The organism is Azospirillum endophyticum, from assembly GCF_016595245.1.
GTDB lineage: Bacteria > Pseudomonadota > Alphaproteobacteria > Azospirillales > Azospirillaceae > Azospirillum > Azospirillum endophyticum.
Map to the genome: position 1 here is coordinate 267,154 of NZ_JAENHM010000030.1, position 20,124 is coordinate 287,277.

16 protein-coding genes are annotated in these 20,124 nt (G+C 70.0%); 9 read left to right on the forward strand and 7 right to left on the reverse strand.

All coding sequences use genetic code 11. From position 1 onward, the window contains the following. Positions 1–7: 7 nt before the first annotated feature. Positions 8–823: an outer membrane protein assembly factor BamD gene (locus JHL17_RS10685; protein WP_200192854.1), complete on the forward strand. Its 816-nt coding sequence runs from the start codon at positions 8–10 to the stop codon at positions 821–823. A gap of 8 nt (positions 824–831) precedes the next feature. Continuing rightward, positions 832–2,523, forward strand: a complete 1,692-nt coding sequence (recN, locus tag JHL17_RS10690) for a DNA repair protein RecN (protein ID WP_200192856.1) — start codon at positions 832–834, stop codon at positions 2,521–2,523. Positions 2,524–2,526: 3 nt separating this feature from the next. Here recN and JHL17_RS10695 read toward each other — a convergent pair whose 3' ends face one another. Further along, positions 2,527–3,432: a LysR family transcriptional regulator gene (locus JHL17_RS10695; RefSeq protein ID WP_200192858.1), complete on the reverse strand. Its 906-nt coding sequence runs from the start codon at positions 3,430–3,432 to the stop codon at positions 2,527–2,529. Between the two features lie 47 nt (positions 3,433–3,479). After that, on the reverse strand, positions 3,480–4,103 hold the full coding sequence (locus JHL17_RS10700; RefSeq protein ID WP_200192860.1) for an NUDIX domain-containing protein: 624 nt from the start codon (positions 4,101–4,103) through the stop codon (positions 3,480–3,482). A 393-nt stretch (positions 4,104–4,496) separates the two neighbouring features. Here JHL17_RS10700 and JHL17_RS10705 point away from each other — a divergent pair, with 393 nt between their 5' ends. Next, the gene (locus tag JHL17_RS10705; protein ID WP_200192862.1) at positions 4,497–7,064 is read left to right on the forward strand and encodes an HWE histidine kinase domain-containing protein; all 2,568 of its coding nucleotides are present in this window, start codon (positions 4,497–4,499) and stop codon (positions 7,062–7,064) included. On the opposite strand, the gene JHL17_RS10710 is transcribed toward JHL17_RS10705, so the two are convergent. The 3 genes from JHL17_RS10710 to mltA all read right to left on the reverse strand — a co-directional run bounded on the left by JHL17_RS10710 (position 7,061) and on the right by mltA (position 9,621). Beyond that, complete coding sequence (locus JHL17_RS10710) at positions 7,061–7,828, reverse strand: TrmH family RNA methyltransferase (RefSeq protein ID WP_200192864.1); 768 nt, start codon at positions 7,826–7,828, stop codon at positions 7,061–7,063. The genes JHL17_RS10705 and JHL17_RS10710 overlap by 4 nt on opposite strands. A gap of 72 nt (positions 7,829–7,900) precedes the next feature. Beyond that, complete coding sequence (locus tag JHL17_RS10715; protein ID WP_200192866.1) at positions 7,901–8,443, reverse strand: GNAT family N-acetyltransferase; 543 nt, start codon at positions 8,441–8,443, stop codon at positions 7,901–7,903. Next, the gene (mltA, locus tag JHL17_RS10720; protein WP_247893446.1) at positions 8,443–9,621 is read right to left on the reverse strand and encodes a murein transglycosylase A; all 1,179 of its coding nucleotides are present in this window, start codon (positions 9,619–9,621) and stop codon (positions 8,443–8,445) included. The genes JHL17_RS10715 and mltA overlap by 1 nt, the downstream gene beginning before the upstream one ends. Positions 9,622–10,001: 380 nt before the next feature. On the opposite strand from mltA, the gene JHL17_RS10725 reads away from it, so the two are divergent. The 4 genes from JHL17_RS10725 to JHL17_RS10740 all read left to right on the forward strand — a co-directional run bounded on the left by JHL17_RS10725 (position 10,002) and on the right by JHL17_RS10740 (position 15,274). Further along, positions 10,002–11,399: an RsmB/NOP family class I SAM-dependent RNA methyltransferase gene (locus JHL17_RS10725; RefSeq protein WP_200192870.1), complete on the forward strand. Its 1,398-nt coding sequence runs from the start codon at positions 10,002–10,004 to the stop codon at positions 11,397–11,399. A gap of 312 nt (positions 11,400–11,711) precedes the next feature. Next, entirely contained in the window at positions 11,712–13,220 is a 1,509-nt protein-coding gene (locus JHL17_RS10730) for a leucyl aminopeptidase (protein WP_200192872.1), read from the forward strand. A gap of 249 nt (positions 13,221–13,469) precedes the next feature. Further along, entirely contained in the window at positions 13,470–13,919 is a 450-nt protein-coding gene (locus tag JHL17_RS10735; RefSeq protein WP_200193163.1) for a DNA polymerase III subunit chi, read from the forward strand. 137 nt (positions 13,920–14,056) lie between these two features. Next, complete coding sequence (locus JHL17_RS10740) at positions 14,057–15,274, forward strand: ATP-binding response regulator (RefSeq protein ID WP_200192874.1); 1,218 nt, start codon at positions 14,057–14,059, stop codon at positions 15,272–15,274. 27 nt (positions 15,275–15,301) lie between these two features. Here the strand turns inward: JHL17_RS10740 and JHL17_RS10745 are convergent, their stop codons facing one another. Both JHL17_RS10745 and JHL17_RS10750 read right to left on the reverse strand, forming a co-directional pair. Next, positions 15,302–16,069, reverse strand: coding sequence for a class II glutamine amidotransferase (locus JHL17_RS10745; RefSeq protein WP_200192875.1), 768 nt, complete (start codon positions 16,067–16,069; stop codon positions 15,302–15,304). Between the two features lie 163 nt (positions 16,070–16,232). Then, positions 16,233–17,288: a DUF2125 domain-containing protein gene (locus JHL17_RS10750; RefSeq protein WP_247893447.1), complete on the reverse strand. Its 1,056-nt coding sequence runs from the start codon at positions 17,286–17,288 to the stop codon at positions 16,233–16,235. Between the two features lie 130 nt (positions 17,289–17,418). Here JHL17_RS10750 and JHL17_RS10755 point away from each other — a divergent pair, with 130 nt between their 5' ends. Both JHL17_RS10755 and JHL17_RS10760 read left to right on the forward strand, forming a co-directional pair. Then, positions 17,419–18,024 carry a gamma-glutamylcyclotransferase gene (locus tag JHL17_RS10755; protein ID WP_200192879.1) on the forward strand — a complete coding sequence of 202 codons (606 nt, stop codon included), beginning with the start codon at positions 17,419–17,421 and terminating at the stop codon, positions 18,022–18,024. Between the two features lie 73 nt (positions 18,025–18,097). Beyond that, positions 18,098–20,077, forward strand: a complete 1,980-nt coding sequence (locus tag JHL17_RS10760; RefSeq protein ID WP_200192881.1) for a M1 family metallopeptidase — start codon at positions 18,098–18,100, stop codon at positions 20,075–20,077. The last annotated feature ends 47 nt before the right edge of the window (positions 20,078–20,124 follow it).

Consider the following 20,124-nt stretch of genomic DNA (forward strand, 5'->3'; position numbering starts at 1 on the left):
GACGACGATGCTTCCTCGCCCGTACCGCCTGCCGCTGACGGCCATTCTCCTGTCCGCCGCCCTGTCCGCCTGCTCCTCCACCAAGGAGGATGCGTATGTCGAACGCCCGGCCGACCAACTCATGTCGGAAGCCGACGCGGCGATGCGCGAGGAGTCCTACAAGAAGGCCGCGAAGCTCTACGACGAGGTGGAGCGCCAGCATCCCTATGCGGATGCGGCCAGCAAGGCGCAGCTTCTCGCCGCCTATGCCCAATACCAGGACCTGAAATACGACGACGCCATCCTGGCGCTCGACCGCTTCATCCAGCTTCATCCGGGCAGCCCGGATGTCGACTACGCCTATTACATGCGGGCGCTGTGCTATTACGAGCAGATCACCGACGTGCGCCGCGACCAGCGGATGACCCGGCAGGCGCTCGACGCCCTGTCGGAGGTGGTCCGCCGGTTCCCCGACAGCAAATACGCCCGCGACGCGAAGCTGAAGATCGACCTGACCAACGATCACCTTGCCGGCAAGGAGATGGAGGTCGGGCGCTTCTACCTGCGTCAGCATCAGTATACCGCCGCGATCAACCGGTTCCGCGCCGTCGTTGAAAACTACCAGACCACGTCCCATGTGCCTGAGGCGCTGCACCGTTTGGTGGAGTGTTATCTGGCGCTGGGCGTGACCGACGAGGCGAAGGCCGCCGCGGCCGTGCTCGGCCACAACTTCCCCGGCAGCGAATGGTACACGGACAGCTACGCACTGCTGGTGGACGCCAATCTGCGTCCCGAGCGAAACGAGAAGTCGTGGCTCAATCAAGCCTGGAACTCCCTGTTCTAGGACGCTCCATGCTCGTGTCGCTGACGATCCGGGACGTCGTCCTGATCGAACGGCTGAGCCTGTCCTTCCGCAAGGGCCTGTGCGCCCTGACCGGCGAGACCGGTGCCGGCAAGTCGATCCTGCTCGACGCACTGGGTCTGGCGCTCGGCGCGCGCGCCGATTCCGGCCTGGTGCGGCACGGCGCCGATCAGGCCGCCGTCACCGCGGAGTTCGAGCTGTCGGGAGACCACCCGGCCTTCACCATCCTGAAGGAACAGGGGCTGGACGCCGATTCCGGCGAGTCCGGCTCCGGTTACGGCGCGCTGGTGATCCGCCGGACCGTCAACACCGACGGCCGCAGCCGTGCCTGGGTCAACGACCAGCCGGTCGGCGTCGGTCTCTTGAAGACGCTGGGCGCCGAACTGGTCGAGGTCCATGGACAGTTCGACACCCATGGCCTGCTGAACCCCCAGACCCATCGCAGCGTGCTCGACGCCTATGCCGGCCTGTCGACCCAGGCGGCGCAGGTCGCCGCGGCGCATCGTGCCTGGAGACAGGTCGAGGACGCGCGCCATTCCGCCGCCGCCGACATCGCCCGCGCCCGGTCCGAAGAGGAATATCTCCGTCACGCCGTGGCCGAGCTGGATGCGCTCGCCCCCAAGATCGGCGAGGAGGAGGAGCTGTCGGAGACCCGCGCGGTGCTGATGCACCGGGAAAAGCTGGTCGACGGCATGAACGCCGCCTATGCCGAACTGTCGGGCGACCGCGGTGTCGAGCGTGCCCTGTCCTCGGCCATCCGCACGCTCAGCCGCATCGCCGACCGGGCCGCCGGCACGCTGGACCCGGTGATCGCGGCGCTCGACCGCGCCGCGACCGAGGCGGGCGAGGCGATCGCCTCGCTGCAGGCCGCCTCCAGCAGTGTCGATATGGACCCCCGCGCGCTGGAAAAGCTGGAGGAGCGGCTGTTCGCGCTGCGCGCCGCGGCCCGCAAGCATGGCGTGGACGTCGATGCCCTGGCCGCCTTGCGCGAGGAGATGGCCGGCCGGCTGCTGCTGATCGAGGATCAGGGCGACCTGCTGGCCAAGCTGGCGAAGGAGGCCGAGCAGGCCCGCACCGCCTTCCACAAGGCGGCCGAGGTGCTGGGCGCCGCCCGCCGCGAGGCCGCAGGCCGGCTCGACGTCGCGGTGGCCGGCGAACTGGCGCCGCTGAAGATGGAGAAGGCCAAGTTCCGCACGCTGGTCGAGCCGCTCGGCGAGGCGGAATGGACTGCGGCCGGCATCGACCGCGTCGCCTTCCAGGTCGCCACCAACCCCGGTTCGCCGCCGGGCGCCTTGAACAAGATCGCGTCGGGCGGCGAGTTGGCGCGCTTCATGCTGGCGCTGAAGGTGGTGCTCGCCCAGACCTCCACCGTCGGCACGCTGGTGTTCGACGAGGTCGACACCGGCATCGGCGGCGCCGTCGCCGCGGCGGTGGGCGAACGGCTGGAAACGCTGGGCCATGGGCTGCAGGTGCTGGTCGTCACCCACAGCCCGCAGGTCGCAGCGCGCGGCGCCGTCCACCTGAAGGTGCAGAAGTCCCAGAAGGGCGAGCAGGTGACCACCGGCGTCGCCGAGCTGGACGGCGACGAGCGGCGCGAGGAGATCGCCCGCATGCTGTCCGGCGCCACCGTCACCGCCGAAGCCCGCGCCGCCGCCGACAGCCTGATCGCCGGCCGCGGCTGAGGATCAGTGTCCCGCCAGCGCGGCGGCGTGGCGGCGGAACAGCCGCACCAGAGCCTCGACCACCGCGGCCACGGCCGGCGCGTCGCGCCGGTCGCGGTGGACCAGCAGATGAACGTCCTCGCTGAGCGCGGCCGGCGGATCGACGACCCGGACCAGCGCCGGTTCGGCATCGCCCAGCACGCAGGGCAGCAGCGTCAGGCCCAGCCCGCGCCGGGCGGCGTCGAGGCGCATCGGCAATTCGCTGAGCCGCGCCACGATCCGCCCGCCGCGGTCCCGCACCGTATCGTCGAGCCATCCCGCCTGGGACGGCCGCCGACGGGTCTCCGGCAGCCCGACCACCGGCGCGCCGTCCCAGCGGCCGCTCCAGTCGTCGCGCAAGCCCCGCGCCGCATAGAGGGTGAAGGCGAAGCCTCCCAGCCGGCGGGTGACCAGATCGCCTTCGGCCGGCACCCGGTCCATGCGCAGGGCGATATCGGCCTCCCGCTGGGCAAGGTTCAGGGCGCTGCGGGTGCTGAGGATGGTCAGGTCGGCCCCCGTCTCGCCCAGCAGCTCGGGCAGATGCAGGATCAGGAAGGCGGAGACGGAGGTCGTCGCCGTCACCCGCACCGGCTGCGCGGACGCGCTCGAACGTTCGGCATGGCGGTCGGCATGGCGGGCGAAGGCCGCGGCGGCATCGCCCATCGCCGCGGCGCCGTCCAGCACGGAGCGGCCCAACGCCGTCAGTTCCAGCCGGTTGGGCAGCCGGTCGAACAGCGGGCCGCCCAGCGCGTCTTCCAGCCGCTTCGGCCGGCGGCCCAGGGTCGGCGGGCTCAGCCGCAGGCGCCGTGCCGCCGCGGTCAGGCTGCCGCTGCGGGCCGTGGCCAGGAAGGCGCGGATGTCCTCCCAATCCAGGTCGCCGTCGTCGATCATCCGGTCCCCGTCCGTATCGCCCGGTCCGGCGGGGCCGGCGGGTGCCGTCACCGCGGCAGCAGGCCGTGAAGGGCGGCATACTGCAGCAGCATGATGGTCTTGCCGTCCAGGATCGCCCCGCTGCCGACCATGGCAAGGGCATCGGCGAAGGTCAACTCGACCACTTCGATGTCCTCGCCCTCCTCGGCGATGCCGCCGCCGGCTCCCCCGGCCCCGCTGCGGTCGGCGGCGCGGTATTCGGCGACGAAGAAGGCCAGCCGCTCCGTCACCGAACCCGGGCTCATGAAGGCATCGAACACCCGGCGCGGCGCCTGGACGGACACTCCCAGCTCCTCCGCCGCCTCGGCCCGGATCGCCTCCTCCGGGCTGCGGTCGTCGAGCAGCCCGGCGCACACCTCCAGCAGCGGTTCCGCATGGCCGTTGACATAGGCCGGAAAACGGAACTGCCGGGTCAGCAGGACGGTGCCGCGGGCCGGATCGTACAGCAGCAGGGCGGCGCCGTTGCCGCGGTCATAGGTCTCGCGGCTCAGGGTCTGCCAGCTGCCGTCGCGGCGGCGATAGTCGAAGATCGTCTTCTTCAGCACATACCAGTCGTCGGACAGCAGCGTGACCTCACGGATGCGGATGCGCTCGTCCGGGATGGTGGGCGGAGTGGCGGACGAAATGGTCATGGCGGAACCCGATGATTGATGGGAACGGCCGGCATCCTGCGTTGCCGCCGGCTTCCGGGCAGCCCGCCGTTGCTGAAACTCCCCATTGCGGATTTTTGGGGCTGGCGCCGCCCCGCCGGTGCGCCGCCCATTTCGGGTTTGAAAGTACTTGCGTCGGATTTCGGCACTCTCCCGCCTAGCTACAGATAGAAAGCCAAATTACGCGCGAGGTTTTCAGATCTTATCATAGGTTAAGTTAATGAGGCTTAACGCGAGCATAGGAATAGCCATTTTGGAGCGTTGCAGTGGTCCATCGTCGTGCCTAAATTGTTGATCAGATCCCTTGGCAGCGCGTGACAAACGCCGCCGGTCCAGCTTCCGCTTGAGGTCGCGTTTGTCCGAAGTCTTCGCTCGATGAGCGGCCCGGTTTCTAGGGGGTCTGTCGACCTCACCGATTGTGACCGGGAGCCCATCCACCAGCTGGGTCTTATCCAGCCCACCGGTTTCCTGATCGCCGTCACGGCCGATTGGATCGTCCTGCACGTCTCCGCCAACATCGGCCGCTGGCTGGGGGTGGAGCCCGACGATCTGCTGGGCCATCCGCTTGCCCGCGTGATCTCGGGCGAAGCGCTGCACACCATCCGCGGCCGGCTTCAGGTCGCCCACATCAACGGCAGCGTCGAGCGCGCCTTCGGCTTGCGGCTGTCGGACATCACCCCGGTCTGCGACGTCGCCGTCCATCTGTCCGGCTCCACCATCGTGATCGAGGCGGAGCCGAGCGAGGGGGACGGGCCGCAGGACACGGGATCCCTCCTGCGCTCGATGATCGCGCGGGTCCAGAACACCCGCGGCTTCGACGCCTTCTGCCGTGAGGCGGCGCGCCAGATGCGGGCGCTGACCGGGTTCGACCGGGTGATGGTCTACCGCTTCGCTTCCGACGGCGCGGGGGAGGTGATCGCGGAATCGGCGGTGCACGGCATCGGCAGCTTCCTCGGCCAGCATTATCCGGCCTCCGACATCCCGCAGCAGGCACGGCGCCTGTATGAACGGAGCTGGCTGCGCTGCATCACCGACGTGAATGCGCAGCCCGTGCCAGTGGTCCCGGCGCTGGATCCCCTCAGGCAGCCGCTGGACCTGTCGCTCAGCCTGCTGCGCAGCGTGTCGTCGATCCATGTCGAGTATCTGCGCAACATGGGGGTCAGCGCCTCGCTGTCGGTGTCGATCCTGCGGCACGGCAAGCTGTGGGGCCTGTTCGCCTGCCACCATCGCCATGCCCGTTCGCTGTCCTTCGAGCGGCGCACCACCGCCGAGCTGTTCGGCCAGATGGTCTCGCTCCTGCTGGAAGGCCGCGAGCGCGAGCAGGAAAGCCAGCAGGAGGCGCAGGCGCGCCGTGCCCATGTCCGCATCATGTCCATGCTGGCCGACAGCGAATCGCCGCTGGAGAACCTGCTCACCTTCGGGGCCGAACTGCGGACGCTGATTGACTGCGACGGCTTCGCCTGCTGCATCGACGACCAGCTGCATCTGGAGGGGGAGACGCCGACGCGGGAGGAGACGCAAGCCGTGATGCGCTTCCTGCACCGGACGCCGCCCAGCAAGGTCTATCGCACCGACGAGCTGGGAGCCGTCCATCCGCCGGCCCGCGACTTCACCGAACGGGCCTGCGGCCTGCTGGCGATCCCGGTGTCGCGCACGCCGCGCGACTATCTGGTCTTCTTCCGCAAGGAGCTGGTTCGCACCGTCACCTGGGGCGGCGACCCGACCAAGCCGGCGCAATATGGCCCCAACGGCCCGCGTCTGACCCCGCGCAAGAGCTTCGAGGCCTGGAAGGAGACCGTGCGCGGGCGGTCGAAGCCCTGGTCCGAACTCGACGAGCGCAATGCCGAATCTCTGCGGGTGACCCTGCTGGAGGTGGTGTTGCGGCTGGCCGACGTCGCCGGCCGCACCCGCAAGGAGGCGACCGAACGGCAGGAATTGCTGATCGCCGAACTGAACCACCGGGTCCGCAACATCCTCAGCCTCGTCCGCGCCCTGGTGCGGCAGAGCGAGAGCGGGGCGGAGACGGTGCAGCAATTCGCCTCCATCGTCGCCGGCCGCATCGAGGCGCTGGCCCGCGCCCATGACCAGATAACCGCCGACAATTGGGGTCCGGCGTCGCTGCGCGTCCTGATCCTGGCGGAGATCGGCGCCTATCTGTCGCCCAAGAGCGAGCGGGTGCGGCTGACCGGGCCGGAGGTGATGCTGGCGCCGCAGGCCTTCTCCGTCTTCGCGCTGGTGGTGCATGAGCTGACCACCAACTCGGCCAAATACGGCGCGCTCAGCGACAGCGGCGGCTGGGTCGAGATCGACTGGTCGATCGACGAAGGGGGGCGGCTGCTGATCGACTGGCAGGAGAATGGCGGCCCGCCGGTGCGGGCGCCAACGCGCAGCGGCTTCGGCACCACGGTGATCGAGCGCTCCCTTCCCCATGACCTGCAGGGCGAGGCGGAGGTGAGCTATGCCCTGTCGGGCCTGCGGGCGCGTTTCATGATCCCGGCCCGCTTCGTCACCATCGCCTCCAGCCTGCCGAGCGGCGGCCGGCGCAGTCTGCCGATGCCCGACGCGGATTTCTCCATCGGCGGTCCGGTCCTGCTGCTGGAGGACAACATGATCATCGCCATGGCGACGGAAGACGTGTTGCTGAGCTTCGATGCCAGCCGCGTCAACACCGCCTCCGGCGTCCGCCATGCCCTGCGCCTGATCGAGGAGGACCCGCCGGTGGTGGGCGTGCTGGACGTCAACCTGGGCAACGAGACGTCGCTCGCCGTCGCCGAACGGCTGCGGGAACTGGGCATCCCCTTCGTCTTCGCGACGGGGTACGGCGAATCCGCCGCGGTGCCGGAGCGGTTTTCAACCGTGCCGGTCCTGAAGAAGCCCTATGGGTCGGATCAGGTGGCGCAGGTGCTGGCATCGGTGATGGGGCAGGCTTCGATTGCCTCTTAACCGTTTCCGACCGCTGCATACCGCGCGAACAGCGCCACGCTGACCGCCACCGTGGCGTTCAGGGACTCCACCGCCCCGGTGGTCGGCACCGACAGCCGCAGGGCCGGACAATCGGCCGGCACGCCCTGGCCTTCCTCGCCCAGGATCAGCCGCATGTCCGCCGGCCAGTCGAAGCGCGTCAGGTCTTCCCCGCCGCCATCCAGGGCATAGAGCGGTCCCGCCGCGTCGTTCACCGCCGCCCAGCGCGGCCCGCGCAGCAGGGTCAGGGCGAATTGCGCGTTGGAGGCCGCCCGCAGGCATTTGGGGTGGAAGGGATGGGCCGCCCCCTCCAGCAGCACGATCCGCGACACGCCGAAGGCGGCGGCGCTGCGCAGCAGGGCGCCCAGGTTGCTGGGGTCGCCCAGCGCGCACAGCAGCTCCAGCCCTTGCGGCGGCTGCGACAGGTCGATGGCCGGCATCTTCGGCACCGTGCCGACCAGCAGCGGGAAACCGGTCCCCGACACGTCGAGCGTCCGGAACAGGACGGGGGCCAGCTGCACCGGTTCCACCCCCGCCGGCAGGCGCCAACCCGCGACCTGCGCCGGATCGGTGAACAGCAGGCGCTCGAAGCGCCCGGGATGGTGGCGCAGCGCCTCCGGTACCGTCTTCAGCCCGGCCAGCAGGAACTTGCCGTTCTTCTTCAGCCCGCGACTTTCCAGCGCCGACTCCCACAGCTTGAACTGCGGGTTCTGCGGGCTTTCGATCAGCAGGGGCGGGCGGGTCATGGCGATGGGCTTTCGGGCGACGGGCTTTCGGGCAAGGTGATGGTCCTGCCTAGCACAGCGGTGCCATCGGAGTCAGGTGTCGAGGCGGCGGCCGAGGAACAGCAGGGGGCCGCGCTGGCAGGCGTCGGTGAAGCCGGCGCGCTGGTAGAATTCGACATTGCGGGCGAAGGCGGCGGTGACCAGATGCACGCCGGGCAGGCCGTCGGCGCGGCAATCCTCGGCGAAGCGGTCGACCAGCCGGCGACCCAGCCCATGCTCTCGCCAACTCGGCCGGACGTTGATGTGGAAATGGGCGGGATAGGCGGCGAACCGGTCGGCGAAGACCTCGTATTTCGGGATGCGCCGCGCCAGTTCCGGAGACCCTGCGCTGTCCTTGCAGCCCGTGAGGTAACCGGCGACCTGTCCGTCGCCCGCCACGGCCAGCCAGATATCCCGCGGCGCCTCCGCAACGTACCAGCCGGTCCAGGTGGCGAGAAAGGCCGCCCGGTCGGAATCGGAAGCGAACTCCGTCCGGGTGGTGGAGGCGAAGAAGATCTCCTCCAGCCCAGCCAGCGCCGCCCCGCGGTCGGGCAGGGCGGTCAGCCGTTCCAGCCTGATTCCATCACCTTCGGTCATCACTTCCGCTGCGCGGTCTCGACCGAGAGGCTGCGCGGCGCCAGCATGGTGTAGTGGCCGCGCGCTTTCATCACGCCGGCTCCTTCCTCGGCCTGCGGGCCGTGGCCCCAGAACAGGTCGCCGCGCACCGGCCCCTTGATGGCGCCGCCGGTGTCCTGCGCCACCACCAGCCGGTTGATGGCGCCGCCCGGCACCGGGGCGTCGCGCACCTCCAGCCAGAGCGGCACGCCCAGCGGGATGTGCTCGGCATCGACGGCGAGGCTGCGGCCGGGGGTCAGCTCCATGTTGCGGGCACCGCGGGCGCCGACCTCGGACTTCACCTTGAAGAAGACGTAGGAAGGATTGAGGTTCATCACCCGCTGGGCCTCGGCCGGATGCTCCTTCAGCCAGTGCCGGATCGTCTGCAAGGACATCTGTTCCGGCGTGGCGTCACCGCGGTCGATGATATGGCGGCCGATCGGGTAATAGCTGTGACCGTTCTGGCCGGCGTAATGGATGCCGACCACCGACCCGTCGGCCATGATCGCCCGGCCGGAGCCCTGGATTTCAAGGAAGAAGGCGTCGACGGGGTCGTCCACCCACATCAACTCCAGCCCCTTGCCCTTCAGCGCGCCGCCCTCGATCCGGGCGCGGCTGGGCAGGCCGTGCTTGCCGCGGGCCGGCATGCGGTAGAGCGGCACGGTGTAGCGCTCGGTCCGCGTCCAGCTGCCGTGCAGCTCGATCTCGTAGTAGCCGGTGAACAGGCCGTTCTCGCCGTTGCTGACGTCGCGCGGGCTGAAGAAGGCTTCGAAGAAGCGGCGCGCCGCCTCGCTGTCGCCGGGGGCCAGGTCGCGGGCGGCGGCGCAGATGGCGCGCCAGTCGTCGGTGGTGCCGGCGGCGCGCAATTGACCCAGCGCTTTGCCCGGCGGCTGGTTCCTCACCCAGCCGCAGGTGCGCTGCACCGCCGGAACCGCCAGGGCATGGTCGTCGTCGATCCAGCCGGCGAGATGGCGGAAGTCGGGAGAGACCTGATCCCAGCTCGGCCGCTGGGCCGTCTGCCGCTGCCCCTCCACGGTCGGGGCGGTTCCGGCGCAAGCCGCCAGCGTCGCCAGCAGGCCGCCCGTCAGCGCCAGCCGGGTGAGCCGCCGCCCGGCCCGCTTCATGTCACGCGCACACGCCACCCCAGCCGCAGCCGCCATCGCGCACTCCGCCACCAGCATCCGAATTTGTCCGTCGAAGACCCCCGGCCGTCCGGCCAGGCTGGCGGTCCGGTCACGATAAGGTCACATCACCCGAACGTTTGTGCCGGTGCAAGGCCCGAGTCGTCAATCCCCAACCTGAACTTTCGGATAGGTCGCGGCCGCTTGTCACGGGTGGGGCCGGATTGGGACGGTCCGGGTGTCGAGCGCGGCAGCCGCGCGGCGGCAAGGCGTGACAGCGGGCGGCAAACGCGGTATCGACAGCCCATACGCGAACGACCGTCGACAGCCCGTATCCTGCAACCCGTATCCTGCCTTGCGGACCATGCGGGCGGCCGGTCCTGTTCGCCGCCATGTGACACCCCAAGGGACCAGACGCCATGACACCCGCCGCCCGCCTCCAGGCGGTCATCGATCTGCTGACCGAGATCGACGAGACCCCTCGCCCCGCCGACGCGGTGATGAGCGCCTATTTCCGCAACCGCCGCTACATCGGGTCGAAGGACCGCACCGCCGTCGCCCAGATGGCCTATGCTATCCTGCGGCGCCACGCGCGGCTTGGCTGGTGGATCGAGCGCGGCGGCTACGAGCGCGCCACCCCCCGCGCGCGCGTCCTGGGCTATCTGCTGCTGGAAGAGAACCGCAATGCCGGCGTGGTGCTGGAGATGTTCAGCGGCGGCAAGTTCGCCCCGGCCCGCCTGACCGATGACGAGCTGGCGCTGGTCGGCAAGCTGGAAAGCCATACGATGGACCATCCCGACATGCCGGAGACGGTGCGGGTGGAGTGTCCGGAGTGGGCCGAGGGGCCGATGCGCGCCTCGCTCGGCGACCGCTTCGGGGTGGAGATGGAGAAGCTGCTGGAGGCGGCTCCGCTCGACCTGCGGATCAACCCGCTGAAGGCCAACCAGCAGAGCGCGATCAAGGCGCTGGCCAAGGCGCAGATCACGGCGGAGACCACGCAATGGTCGCCGCTGGGCCTGCGGGTGAAGGGCCGGCCGCCGCTGGGCAGCGTCGACGCCTTCAAGGACGGTCTGGTCGAAATCCAGGACGAGGGTTCGCAGCTGGTGGCGCTGGCGGTGGCGCCGAAACCCGGCCATCAGGTGGTGGATTTCTGCGCCGGCGCCGGCGGCAAGACGCTGGCGATCGCGGCGCTGATGAAGAACAAGGGCCGCGTCGTCGCCTGCGACGTGCTGGACAAGCGCCTGAAACGCGCCGCCGAGCGCTTCCGCCGCGCCGGCCTGCACAACATCGAGGCCCATCCGCTGACCAGCGAGCGGGATCCCTGGGTGAAGCGCCACAAGCGCAAGTTCGACCGGGTGCTGGTCGACGCCCCCTGCTCGGGCACCGGCACCTGGCGCCGCAACCCGGACGCCCGCTGGCGCCAGCTCGGTCCCGGGCTGGAGCAGCTCCTGCCGCTGCAGGCCAACATCCTGGACAGCGCCGCGCGGCTGGTGAAGCCGGGCGGGCGGCTGATCTACGCCACCTGCTCCATGCTGCATGACGAGAACGAGGCGCAGGTCGAAGCCTTCCTGCAGACCCACCACGACTTCATCGTGAAGCCGGTCAGCGAGGTGTGGGCGGAGGAGGAGGCCGGGGCGCCGCCGGTCGAAGGTCCGTACCTGCGCCTGACGCCCGCCTGCCACGATACGGATGGCTTCTTCGCCGCCGTGCTGGAGCGCCGCGCCGAGGAGACGGTGTCGGAGGAAAGCGTGTCGGAGGTCGGGCTGGAGCAGGGCGAGGTGGATCCGGTCGAGCTGGGCAAGGCGATCGATGCGTGAGTAAGGCGGGAGGTGTTGCCCCCACCTAGCCTCCCCCGCTGGGCGGGGGAGGAACTGCCGCCGCTTTACCGAACAGGCACTTGCCCCCTCCTCCGCCCAGCTCTCGCACAAAGCTATGCTTTGTGCTGACGCGGCAGGCGGACCGTAGGTCCGCTAAGAGCGGGGGAGGGTTGGGGTGGGGGTATAGCTCCGCCCGGCGCTGCTGCTCATCCCTGGCCTTGACAGCCGGGGTGGCGCGCTCCTTATCGGTGGAGTAGGCTTTCCGCCGCCGCAGCCATCCGGGCGCATCCGCCCAATCCTCAAGAGGACCAGATGAAGTTCTCCTTCGCCAAGCCGTCCCTGCCGGCGTCCGGCGTGCTCGCCGTGACCGTCGCCGCCGACCGCAGCCTCGGCCTGATCGGGCGCGAGCTGGACCAGAAGACCGGCGGGGCGCTGGCCCGCGCCATGGCCGCCGCCCGCTTCAACGGCAAGAAGGACGAGACGCTGACGCTGCTCGCTCCGGCCGGGACCGAACTCGACCGCATCCTGCTGGTCGGCATCGGCAAGAGCGCCGACCTGACCGACCTGATCCTCCAGGCCGCCGGAGGCGCCGTCGCCGTGGCTCTGGACAAGGTCGCCGACGAGGCGTCGCTGCTGGTCGAATTGCCGGAGGGCGCCACGCTGTCGCCGGCCGCCGCGGCGGCCGAGGTCGCTTTCGGTGCGCAGCTGCGCAGCTACAAGTTCGACAAGTACCGGACCAACGACAGGAAGTCCGACAAGAAGGAACCGAAGCCCAGCCTGCGCAAGCTGACGCTGCTGGTCGAGGACGACGGCGCCGCCAAGGCCGCCTTCAAGAAGCTGGACACGCTGGCCGACGCCATCCGCTTCACCCGCGATCTGGTGTCGGAGCCGGCCAACGTCATCTATCCGGAAAGCCTCGCCGAGAAGACGAAGGAGCTGGAGCAGTTCGGCGTCGAGGTCGAGATCCTCGACCAGAAGAAGCTGCGGAAGATCGGCATGGGCGCCCTGCTGGGCGTCGCCCAGGGCAGCGCCTTCGAGCCGCGCGTCGTCGTCATGCGCTGGAACGGCAACCCGGAGGCCGACGACAAGCGTCCGGTCGCCTTCATCGGCAAGGGCGTGACCTTCGACAGCGGCGGCATCTCGATCAAGGGTGCGGCCGGCATGGAGGACATGAAGTGGGACATGGGCGGCTCCGCCACCGTGATCGGCACCATGTACGCGCTGGCCGCCCGCAAGGCGAAGGTCAACGCCATCGGCATCGTCGGCCTGGTGGAGAACATGCCGTCCGGCACGGCGCAGCGTCCGGGCGACATCGTCACCTCGCTGTCGGGCCAGACCATCGAGGTCATCAACACCGACGCCGAAGGCCGTCTGGTGCTGGCCGACTGCCTGTGGTACGCCCAGGACGTCTACAAGCCCAAGCTGATGATCGACCTCGCCACCCTGACCGGCGCCGTCATCGTCGCGCTGGGTCATGAGCATGCCGGCCTGTTCGCCAATGACGACGACCTCGCCATGAACCTGACGGCCGCCGGCCTGAAGGTGGGCCAGCCGGTGTGGCGCATGCCGCTGGGCGACGCCTACGACAAGGAGATCGAGTCGCCGGCCGCCGACATGAAGAACACCGGGTCGGGCGGCGGGGCCGGCAGCATCGTCGGCGCGCAGTTCCTGAAGCGCTTCGTCAACGAGGTGCCGTGGGCGCACATCGACATCGCCGGCGTGGCCTGGGCGAAGAAGGACGGAGCGACCGTGCCGAAGGGGGCCTCCGCCTTCGGCGTCCGTCTGCTCGACCGGTTCGTGGCGGAATTCCACGAGGCTTGAGATGTGCCGTTCCGAAGCGGCCCCTCTGCCCCCTCTCCCCCCCGCTCACGCGCAAACTTCGTTTGCGCTGACGCGACAGGCGGACCATAGGTCCGCCGAAAGCGGGGAGAGGGGCGGGGTGAGGGGGAAGCATGGCAGGATCGATGGGGTTGAGCGGAGGCTTCGCGTGCTTTGCAAGGCCACGCAGCGCATCCCCCTCACCCCAACCCTCTCCCCGGGGGGGAGAGGGAATGCGTGCTTGGTCCGGCCATGACCGAAGTCCGCTTCTACCACCTGCAACGGCGCACGATGGAGCAGGCGCTGCCCAAGATCCTGGAGAAGGTTCTTGAGCGGAACTGGCGTGCCGTCGTGCTGGCCGGCTCGGCCGAGCGGGTGGACATGCTGAACCAGCATCTGTGGACCTTCGATCCCGGCTCCTTCCTGCCGCACGGGGCGGCGCGCGACGGCTTCGCCGACCGTCAGCCGGTGTGGCTGACCGATGCCGACGAGAATCCGAACGGCGCCACCGTGCTGGTCACGGTGGACGGCTGCGTCAGCGACCGGATGGACGGTTTCGACCTCGTCTGCGACCTGTTCGACGGCAACGACGACGAAGCGGTGCTGGCCGCCCGCCAGCGCTGGAAGGCCTGCAAGGCGGCCGGGCACAGCCTGACCTATTGGCAGCAAACCGATCGCGGCGGCTGGGAAAAGCGGGCCTGACGGGCGGCCGGATCGGGTGGCTTGTCGCATCACGATCATTATGCTCAACCATCTCGACCGATAATTTCAATTGCATTCGATTCGTTCAGAGGCAACTCTGTTTGCCTACTCGCGCGGTTCAAAGGTGCATGCTCCCGATGAACAGGAGCCAGATCGACCCGGCGCTCGCCCAGCAGGTCAAGGACGCGAGCATCCTGATCGTGGACGACAATCCGTCCAACGTCGAACTGCTGCGGGAAATCCTGAGTCATGACGGCTACAGCCGGGTGCGCGGCGAAACCGATCCGCGCCGGGTGCCGGATCTCTGCGCGGCGGAGCCGTTCGACCTGCTGCTGATCGACATCCGCATGCCGCACATGAGCGGCTTCGACCTGATGGAACTGCTGAAGCCGATCTTCGGCGACGATCACGTTCCGATCCTGGTGCTGACCGCCCAGACCGACCAGGAAACCCGGCGCAAGTCGCTGGAACTGGGCGCCAACGACTTCCTGACCAAGCCCTTCATCGCCTGGGAGCTGCTGCACCGTGTCCGCAACATGGTGGAGATCCGCAAGCTCTACCGCCGCGCCGCGGAACAGAACCGCGAACTCGAGCGCCGGGTGTCGGAGCGCACCGCCGAACTGTCGGATGCCCTGGAGGCGGCGTGCAAGGCCGACCGTGCCAAGCTGGATTTCCTGGCGGTGATGAGCCACGAGCTGCGCACGCCGCTGAACTCCATCATCGGCTTCGCCGACGTGCTGGCGGGCGAGGGGATGGGCAAGCTGGGCCATCCCGACTACCTGGAATATGTGAAGCTGATCGAGGAAAGCGGCCGGTCGCTGCTGACCATGGTCAACAACATCCTGGACTACACGCGCGGCTCCACCGGCTCCATCGAGATCCAGGAAAGCGACGTCAACATCCCCCAGCTGCTGGCCGGCTGCAGCGACATGCTGGCGCCGAAAGCGGCGGCGAAGCGGCTGACGGTGGCCGTCCGTCCCTGTCCGCCCTTCCGCATGCGCATCGACCGACGCCGGCTGCGCGAGATGGTGCTGAACCTGCTGGACAATGCGGTGAAGTTCACCCAGCCCGCCGGCCATGTCGCGTTGACGGTGGAGGATCGCGGCAACTTCGTCGGCCTGACCGTGCGCGACGACGGTCCCGGCATTCCGACCGAACTGATCGGCCGCATCTTCAATCCCTTCACCCAGGCCGAACGCTCGCTGGTCCGCCGGCATGAGGGGGTCGGTCTGGGGCTGCCCATCGTCCGGCGCTTCGCCGAGCTGCATGGCGGCGGGGTGGAGGTCGACAGCGCGCCCGGACGGGGCACGGCGGTGACGATCCTGCTGCCGAAGGAGCGGTTGCTGGAGGGGTGAGGCGCACCCCTGCCGATGGCCCCCGCATCAGTGAAAGGTGAACATCTCCGGTGCCGCGCCGATGCGCGCCACCAGGCCGCCGCTGGGCGGCACGCGGCGCCATTGGTCGCGCTGGGCGTCGACCGGCTCCGACACCACGATCAGGCCATTGTCGCCGCGGCGCCAGTAGAGGCTGGGCGGCTTGTCGTCGGACGCCCAGCGTACCGCCCACACCCGCTCGCCGTCGGTCCAGGTGGCGGTGAAGCGCAACGGCGCGGTGATGTCCAGCGCCCGCATCTCGTCGCGGACGGCATGCAGCACGCGCTGGAAGGCGCCGACCGAATCGCGCTCCAGCCCTTGGCCCAGGGCGGCCAGGAAGATGGCCTCGCTGTCGGTGGTGCCGGTGCGCGTGCTGTACAGCTCGTCCGGGATCATCGCCTCCACCCGGCGGCGCAGGCGGGGCCAGTCGCCGATCTGTCCATTGTGCATGAACAGGAAGCGGCCGGCCTTGAACGGGTGGCAGTTGGCCCGGCTGACCGCGGTGCCGGTCGCCGCCCGCACATGGGCGAAGAACAGGTGGGAGCGGACATGGTTGCAGATCGACTGCAGGTTCTCGTCCGACCAGGCCGGCCGGATCTCGCAATAGCGGCCGGGTTCGGTCCGCTCGCTGTACCAGCCGACACCGAAACCGTCGCCGTTGGTCTCTGTCTTCGCCTCCGCGGCGTGCATCGACTGTTCGATCAGGGAATGGCAGGGCGTGCAGACCAGTGTTTCCAGGAACACTGGCTCGCCGCAATAGGCAAGAAACCGACACATCGACCGACGCACCATGGCAGCCGCGACAGGGACTGCGTCAATTTGACCCGATGCGCCGTGTGAAACAAGAGGGCCGGTTCACGGAACCGTCATGTCGCCCGGCACCTGTTGCATTTCCGCCGGTCGGCGCCGGGACCGTCCGACGCTTGTCACGGCAGGGGGATCACCAGACCAGCTTGGGCAGGGCGGCGACGCGCAGCGGGCCGACGAACAGGGCGCGGTCCTGCACGGTGACCGGGGCGGTGACCACCGGCTCGCCGTTCGGGCCGGTCGGGCGGGCCAGCATCGCCAGCACGGTTCTGGCGATGGCCGCCTCGTTCGGGCGCATCATCGGCTTCATCGCGTCCAGGATCGCCGGTGCGCCGCGGATTTCCGCGGTGAGCGCCGCCTGCGGCTGCAACTGGGCGTCCAGCGCCAGCGTGCCCGACAGCACCGCGCCCAGCGGTCCCCAATCCAGCGCCAGCCGATCGACCTCCACCGTGCCGCCGTCGCGGCTCCAGGCCGACAGGCTGGCGGGTTCCGGCCGGGGCGGGGTTCCCATGATGCGCAGGGTCAGTTCCGTCCGCTTCACCTCGCGGCCCAGCGTCGGCGGCATGCCGTCGGGCAGGGTCAGGCCGTCGGCGGTCAGCGTCAGGGTCAGGCCGGCGGTCGTGCGCTCGGCCGGCGGCCGGTCCGGTTGGGCGGCTCCGATATCCAGGGCGGCGACCGGCACCGGCTGGCCGGCGACCTGCGCGGTCAGGCCGGTGAATCGCAGCGCCAGTCGCTCCAGCGTCCCCGACAGCCGCATGACGAGGTCGCCGGTGCCCCCCTGGGGGGCCAGGATGTCGATCGGCGGCTGGCCGGGCTGGACGACGGACAGCCGCTGCTCGCCGGGAAAGGCCAGGGCGATGCGGGTCGGGTTCCAGGGGGCCGCCTCCGCCACCAGGCGGGCGCCCTGCCAGTCGGCACCGCGGGTCGCCAGATGCGGCGTCTGCAGCTCGGCCCGCAGGGTGAAGGGGAAGCCATGGATCGTCAGTCCGCCATGCTCCACCACCGCTCCGTTGGCGCGCTGGTCGGCGACCCAGCTTTCCAGCCCGTCCCGCACGGAGCGGGCCGCCTGCCACCACCACAGCGAATAGGCCAGGGCGGGCAGCAGCAGCGCCATCAGCACCAGGACGGTCGCGATCCGGCGCCCGGTCAGCAGGCGGCGCGGTGCGGAAGGGGTGGGGGTGGGTCGCATCGGTGGCATGTCCGTTCCATCTCCGTCCCGTTATAGCGACCCCGGTACCCGCATGCTAGGCTCGGCCGTCGCCGATTCGCTTCCGGTTTCTCCGGCGACGCCACCATCTCCAGTCCATCGACCGGCTTCCATGGCTCCCGATTCACCGCTTCCGCTTCCTGCCTGGACCGGCGACATCGCCGTCGAACCCGGTACCGACCTGTGGGTGTTCGGCTATGGCTCGCTGATGTGGAACCCCGGTTTCGCCTTCGCCGAGCGCCATGCGGCAACCCTGCCGGGATACCACCGCAGCTTCTGCGTCGCCTCCCACCGCTACCGCGGAACGCCGGAGCGGCCAGGGCTGGTGCTGGGGCTGGACCGCGGCGGCTCCTGCCGGGGCATCGTCTTCCGGGTGACCGCGGCGGAGGTGCCGTCCACGCTCGATTACCTGTGGGAACGGGAGATGGACAACCGGGTCTATCTGCCGAGGATGCTGCGCGTGCGCCTGCGCGACGGCCGGTCGGCGGCGGGGCTGGAGACGGTCGACGCCTGCTGCTTCGTCGTCGACCGCAGCCACCCGCAATATTGCCGGGGCCTGGACGAGACCGCGGTCGTTTGCCGCATCGCCGGCTGTTGCGGCCAGCGCGGCCCCAACATCGACTACCTCGCCAACACGGTGGAGCATTTGAAGCAGCTGGGGATCTGCGATTCCCGGCTGTCGGATCTGTATGATCGGGTGCGCGGCCATCCGGGGTGAGGAGGCTTCGTCGCCGGGCGCATGGGTCGCGTCACGCTGGCACCCCGCCGGTCGGGCGCCCATCTTGAGGGCCATGACGTTCCTGCGCATCCGGGCTGTTGCCCTGGCGGCAGCGGCGCTGGCCTTGGGCGTGGTCGTCCCGGCCGCCGCCGCGCCGCTGCATCACGACATCGAGCTGACGCTCGATCCCGCCGCCGGCCGGATGGAGGCGGTGGATCGGCTGGCATTGCCGGCCGGGCCGCAGTCGCTGCGGCTGGATCCGGCGCTGACGCTGCAGGAGGTCAGGGCCGGCGGCCGGATCGTTCCGGTGGACCGGCGCGGCGACCGGCTGCGGCTGGTGGTGCCGGAGGGGAACGGGCCGGAAGGAGGCGAGCCGCTGACCATCCGCTATGGCGGCCGGCTGCCCGGCTTCACCGCCGGCACCGGTCTTGCGCTGGATGGGGAGGGCGCCTTCCTGCCGGGTCTCGGCGGCTGGCTGCCCGATCCGGCATCGGCAGCCGATGAGCCGCCGACTCTGCCGCCGACTTGGCGCCTGTCGGTGTGGGTTCCGGCACCGTATGTCGCGGTCGCCACCGGGCGGCTGGTGGACGAGACGCGCGACGAAGCCGGCTATCGCGCGGTGTTCGAGGAAAGCCGCAGCGTTGAGGAGCCCTCCGTCTTCGCCGGCACCTGGATCGTCGAGGAGCGGATGGCGGGAGGATTGCGCCTGCGGCTCTACCGCCATCCGGAGCAGGAGGGGTTGGCCGACGGCTATCTCGGCCTGTCGGAGCAGGCGATCGCCGCCGGCGCCACCCGCATCGGCCGCTATCCCTTCGACGGCTTCAGCATCGTCTCGGTTCCGCCGCCGGTGGGGCTGGGCTTCCCCGGCCTGACCGCCATCGGCCGCGCGGTGCTGCCGCTGCCCTTCATCCGCAGCCAGTCGCTGACCCACGAGATCATGCACAACTGGTGGGGCAACGGGGTGCGGGTGGGCGAGGGCGGCAACTGGGCGGAGGGGCTGACCACCTACATGGCCGATTATGCCGCCGCGCGCGAACGCGGCGCCGATGCCGCCCGGGCGATGCGGCTGGACTGGCTGCGCGACTATGCCGCCCTGCCGGCCGAGCGCGACCGCCCGCTGACCGCGTTCCTGTCCAAGACGCACGACGCTTCGCAGATCGTCGGCTACGGCAAGGCGGCGATGCTGTTCCACATGCTGGAGGCGGAGGTCGGACGGAGCGCCTTCGACGCCGGCATCCGCCGCTTCTGGAGCGACCATGCCTTCGGCAACGCCGGCTGGTCGGACCTGCGGCATGCCTTCGAGGCATCGTCGGGCCGCGACCTGGGGGGGCTGTTCGCCCAATGGGTGGAGCGGCGTGGAGCACCGATGCTGACCCTGCTCGATGCCCGTGCCGACGCCGGCGGCGTATCGTTGACCCCGCGGCAGGACGCGGACGCGCCCTATGCCTTGACGGTGCCGGTGCGGCTGGAGACCGCGGCCGGGGTGGAGGAGCATGCCGTCCGCTTCGACGGCCGGCAGGCGACGCTGCGCGTGCCGGCCGCGGCGGCGGTGCGGGCGGTGTCGGTCGACCCCGGCTTCGACCTGTTCCGCCGCCTGGCGCCGGGAGAGGCGCCGCCGATCCTGCGCGACGTCACCCTGCGCCCCGGCGCGGAGCGGGTGATCGCCGCCGACGGCGACGCGGCGGAAGCGGCGCGGACATTGGCGGGCAGGCTGATGGACGGTGCGGCGCGGGAGGGCGGCGAAGGAAGCGCTCCCGTGCTGCTGGTGGGCACCGATGCGGCGGTGGCGCGGGAGTTGGCGACGCGCGGGCTCGGACCGGTGCCGGCGGAACTGGCCGGCCGCGGCAGTGCGCGGGTCTGGGTGTCGCGCGCGGCGGATGGGCGGACGGCCCTGGTGGTGGCGGCCGCGGATGCTGACGCCCTGCGCGCCCTTGTGCGGCCGCTGCCCCATTACGGGCGGCAGAGCTGGCTGGTGTTCGATGGGGCGAAGGCGGCGGACCGCGGGGTGTGGGCGGTCGGCGACAGTCCGTTGCGGCGTGACGTGGGTCGGTGAGCCGCCTCCGGCCCGACCGTCCCGCTCGGCAGGAGGTCGGGCCGGAG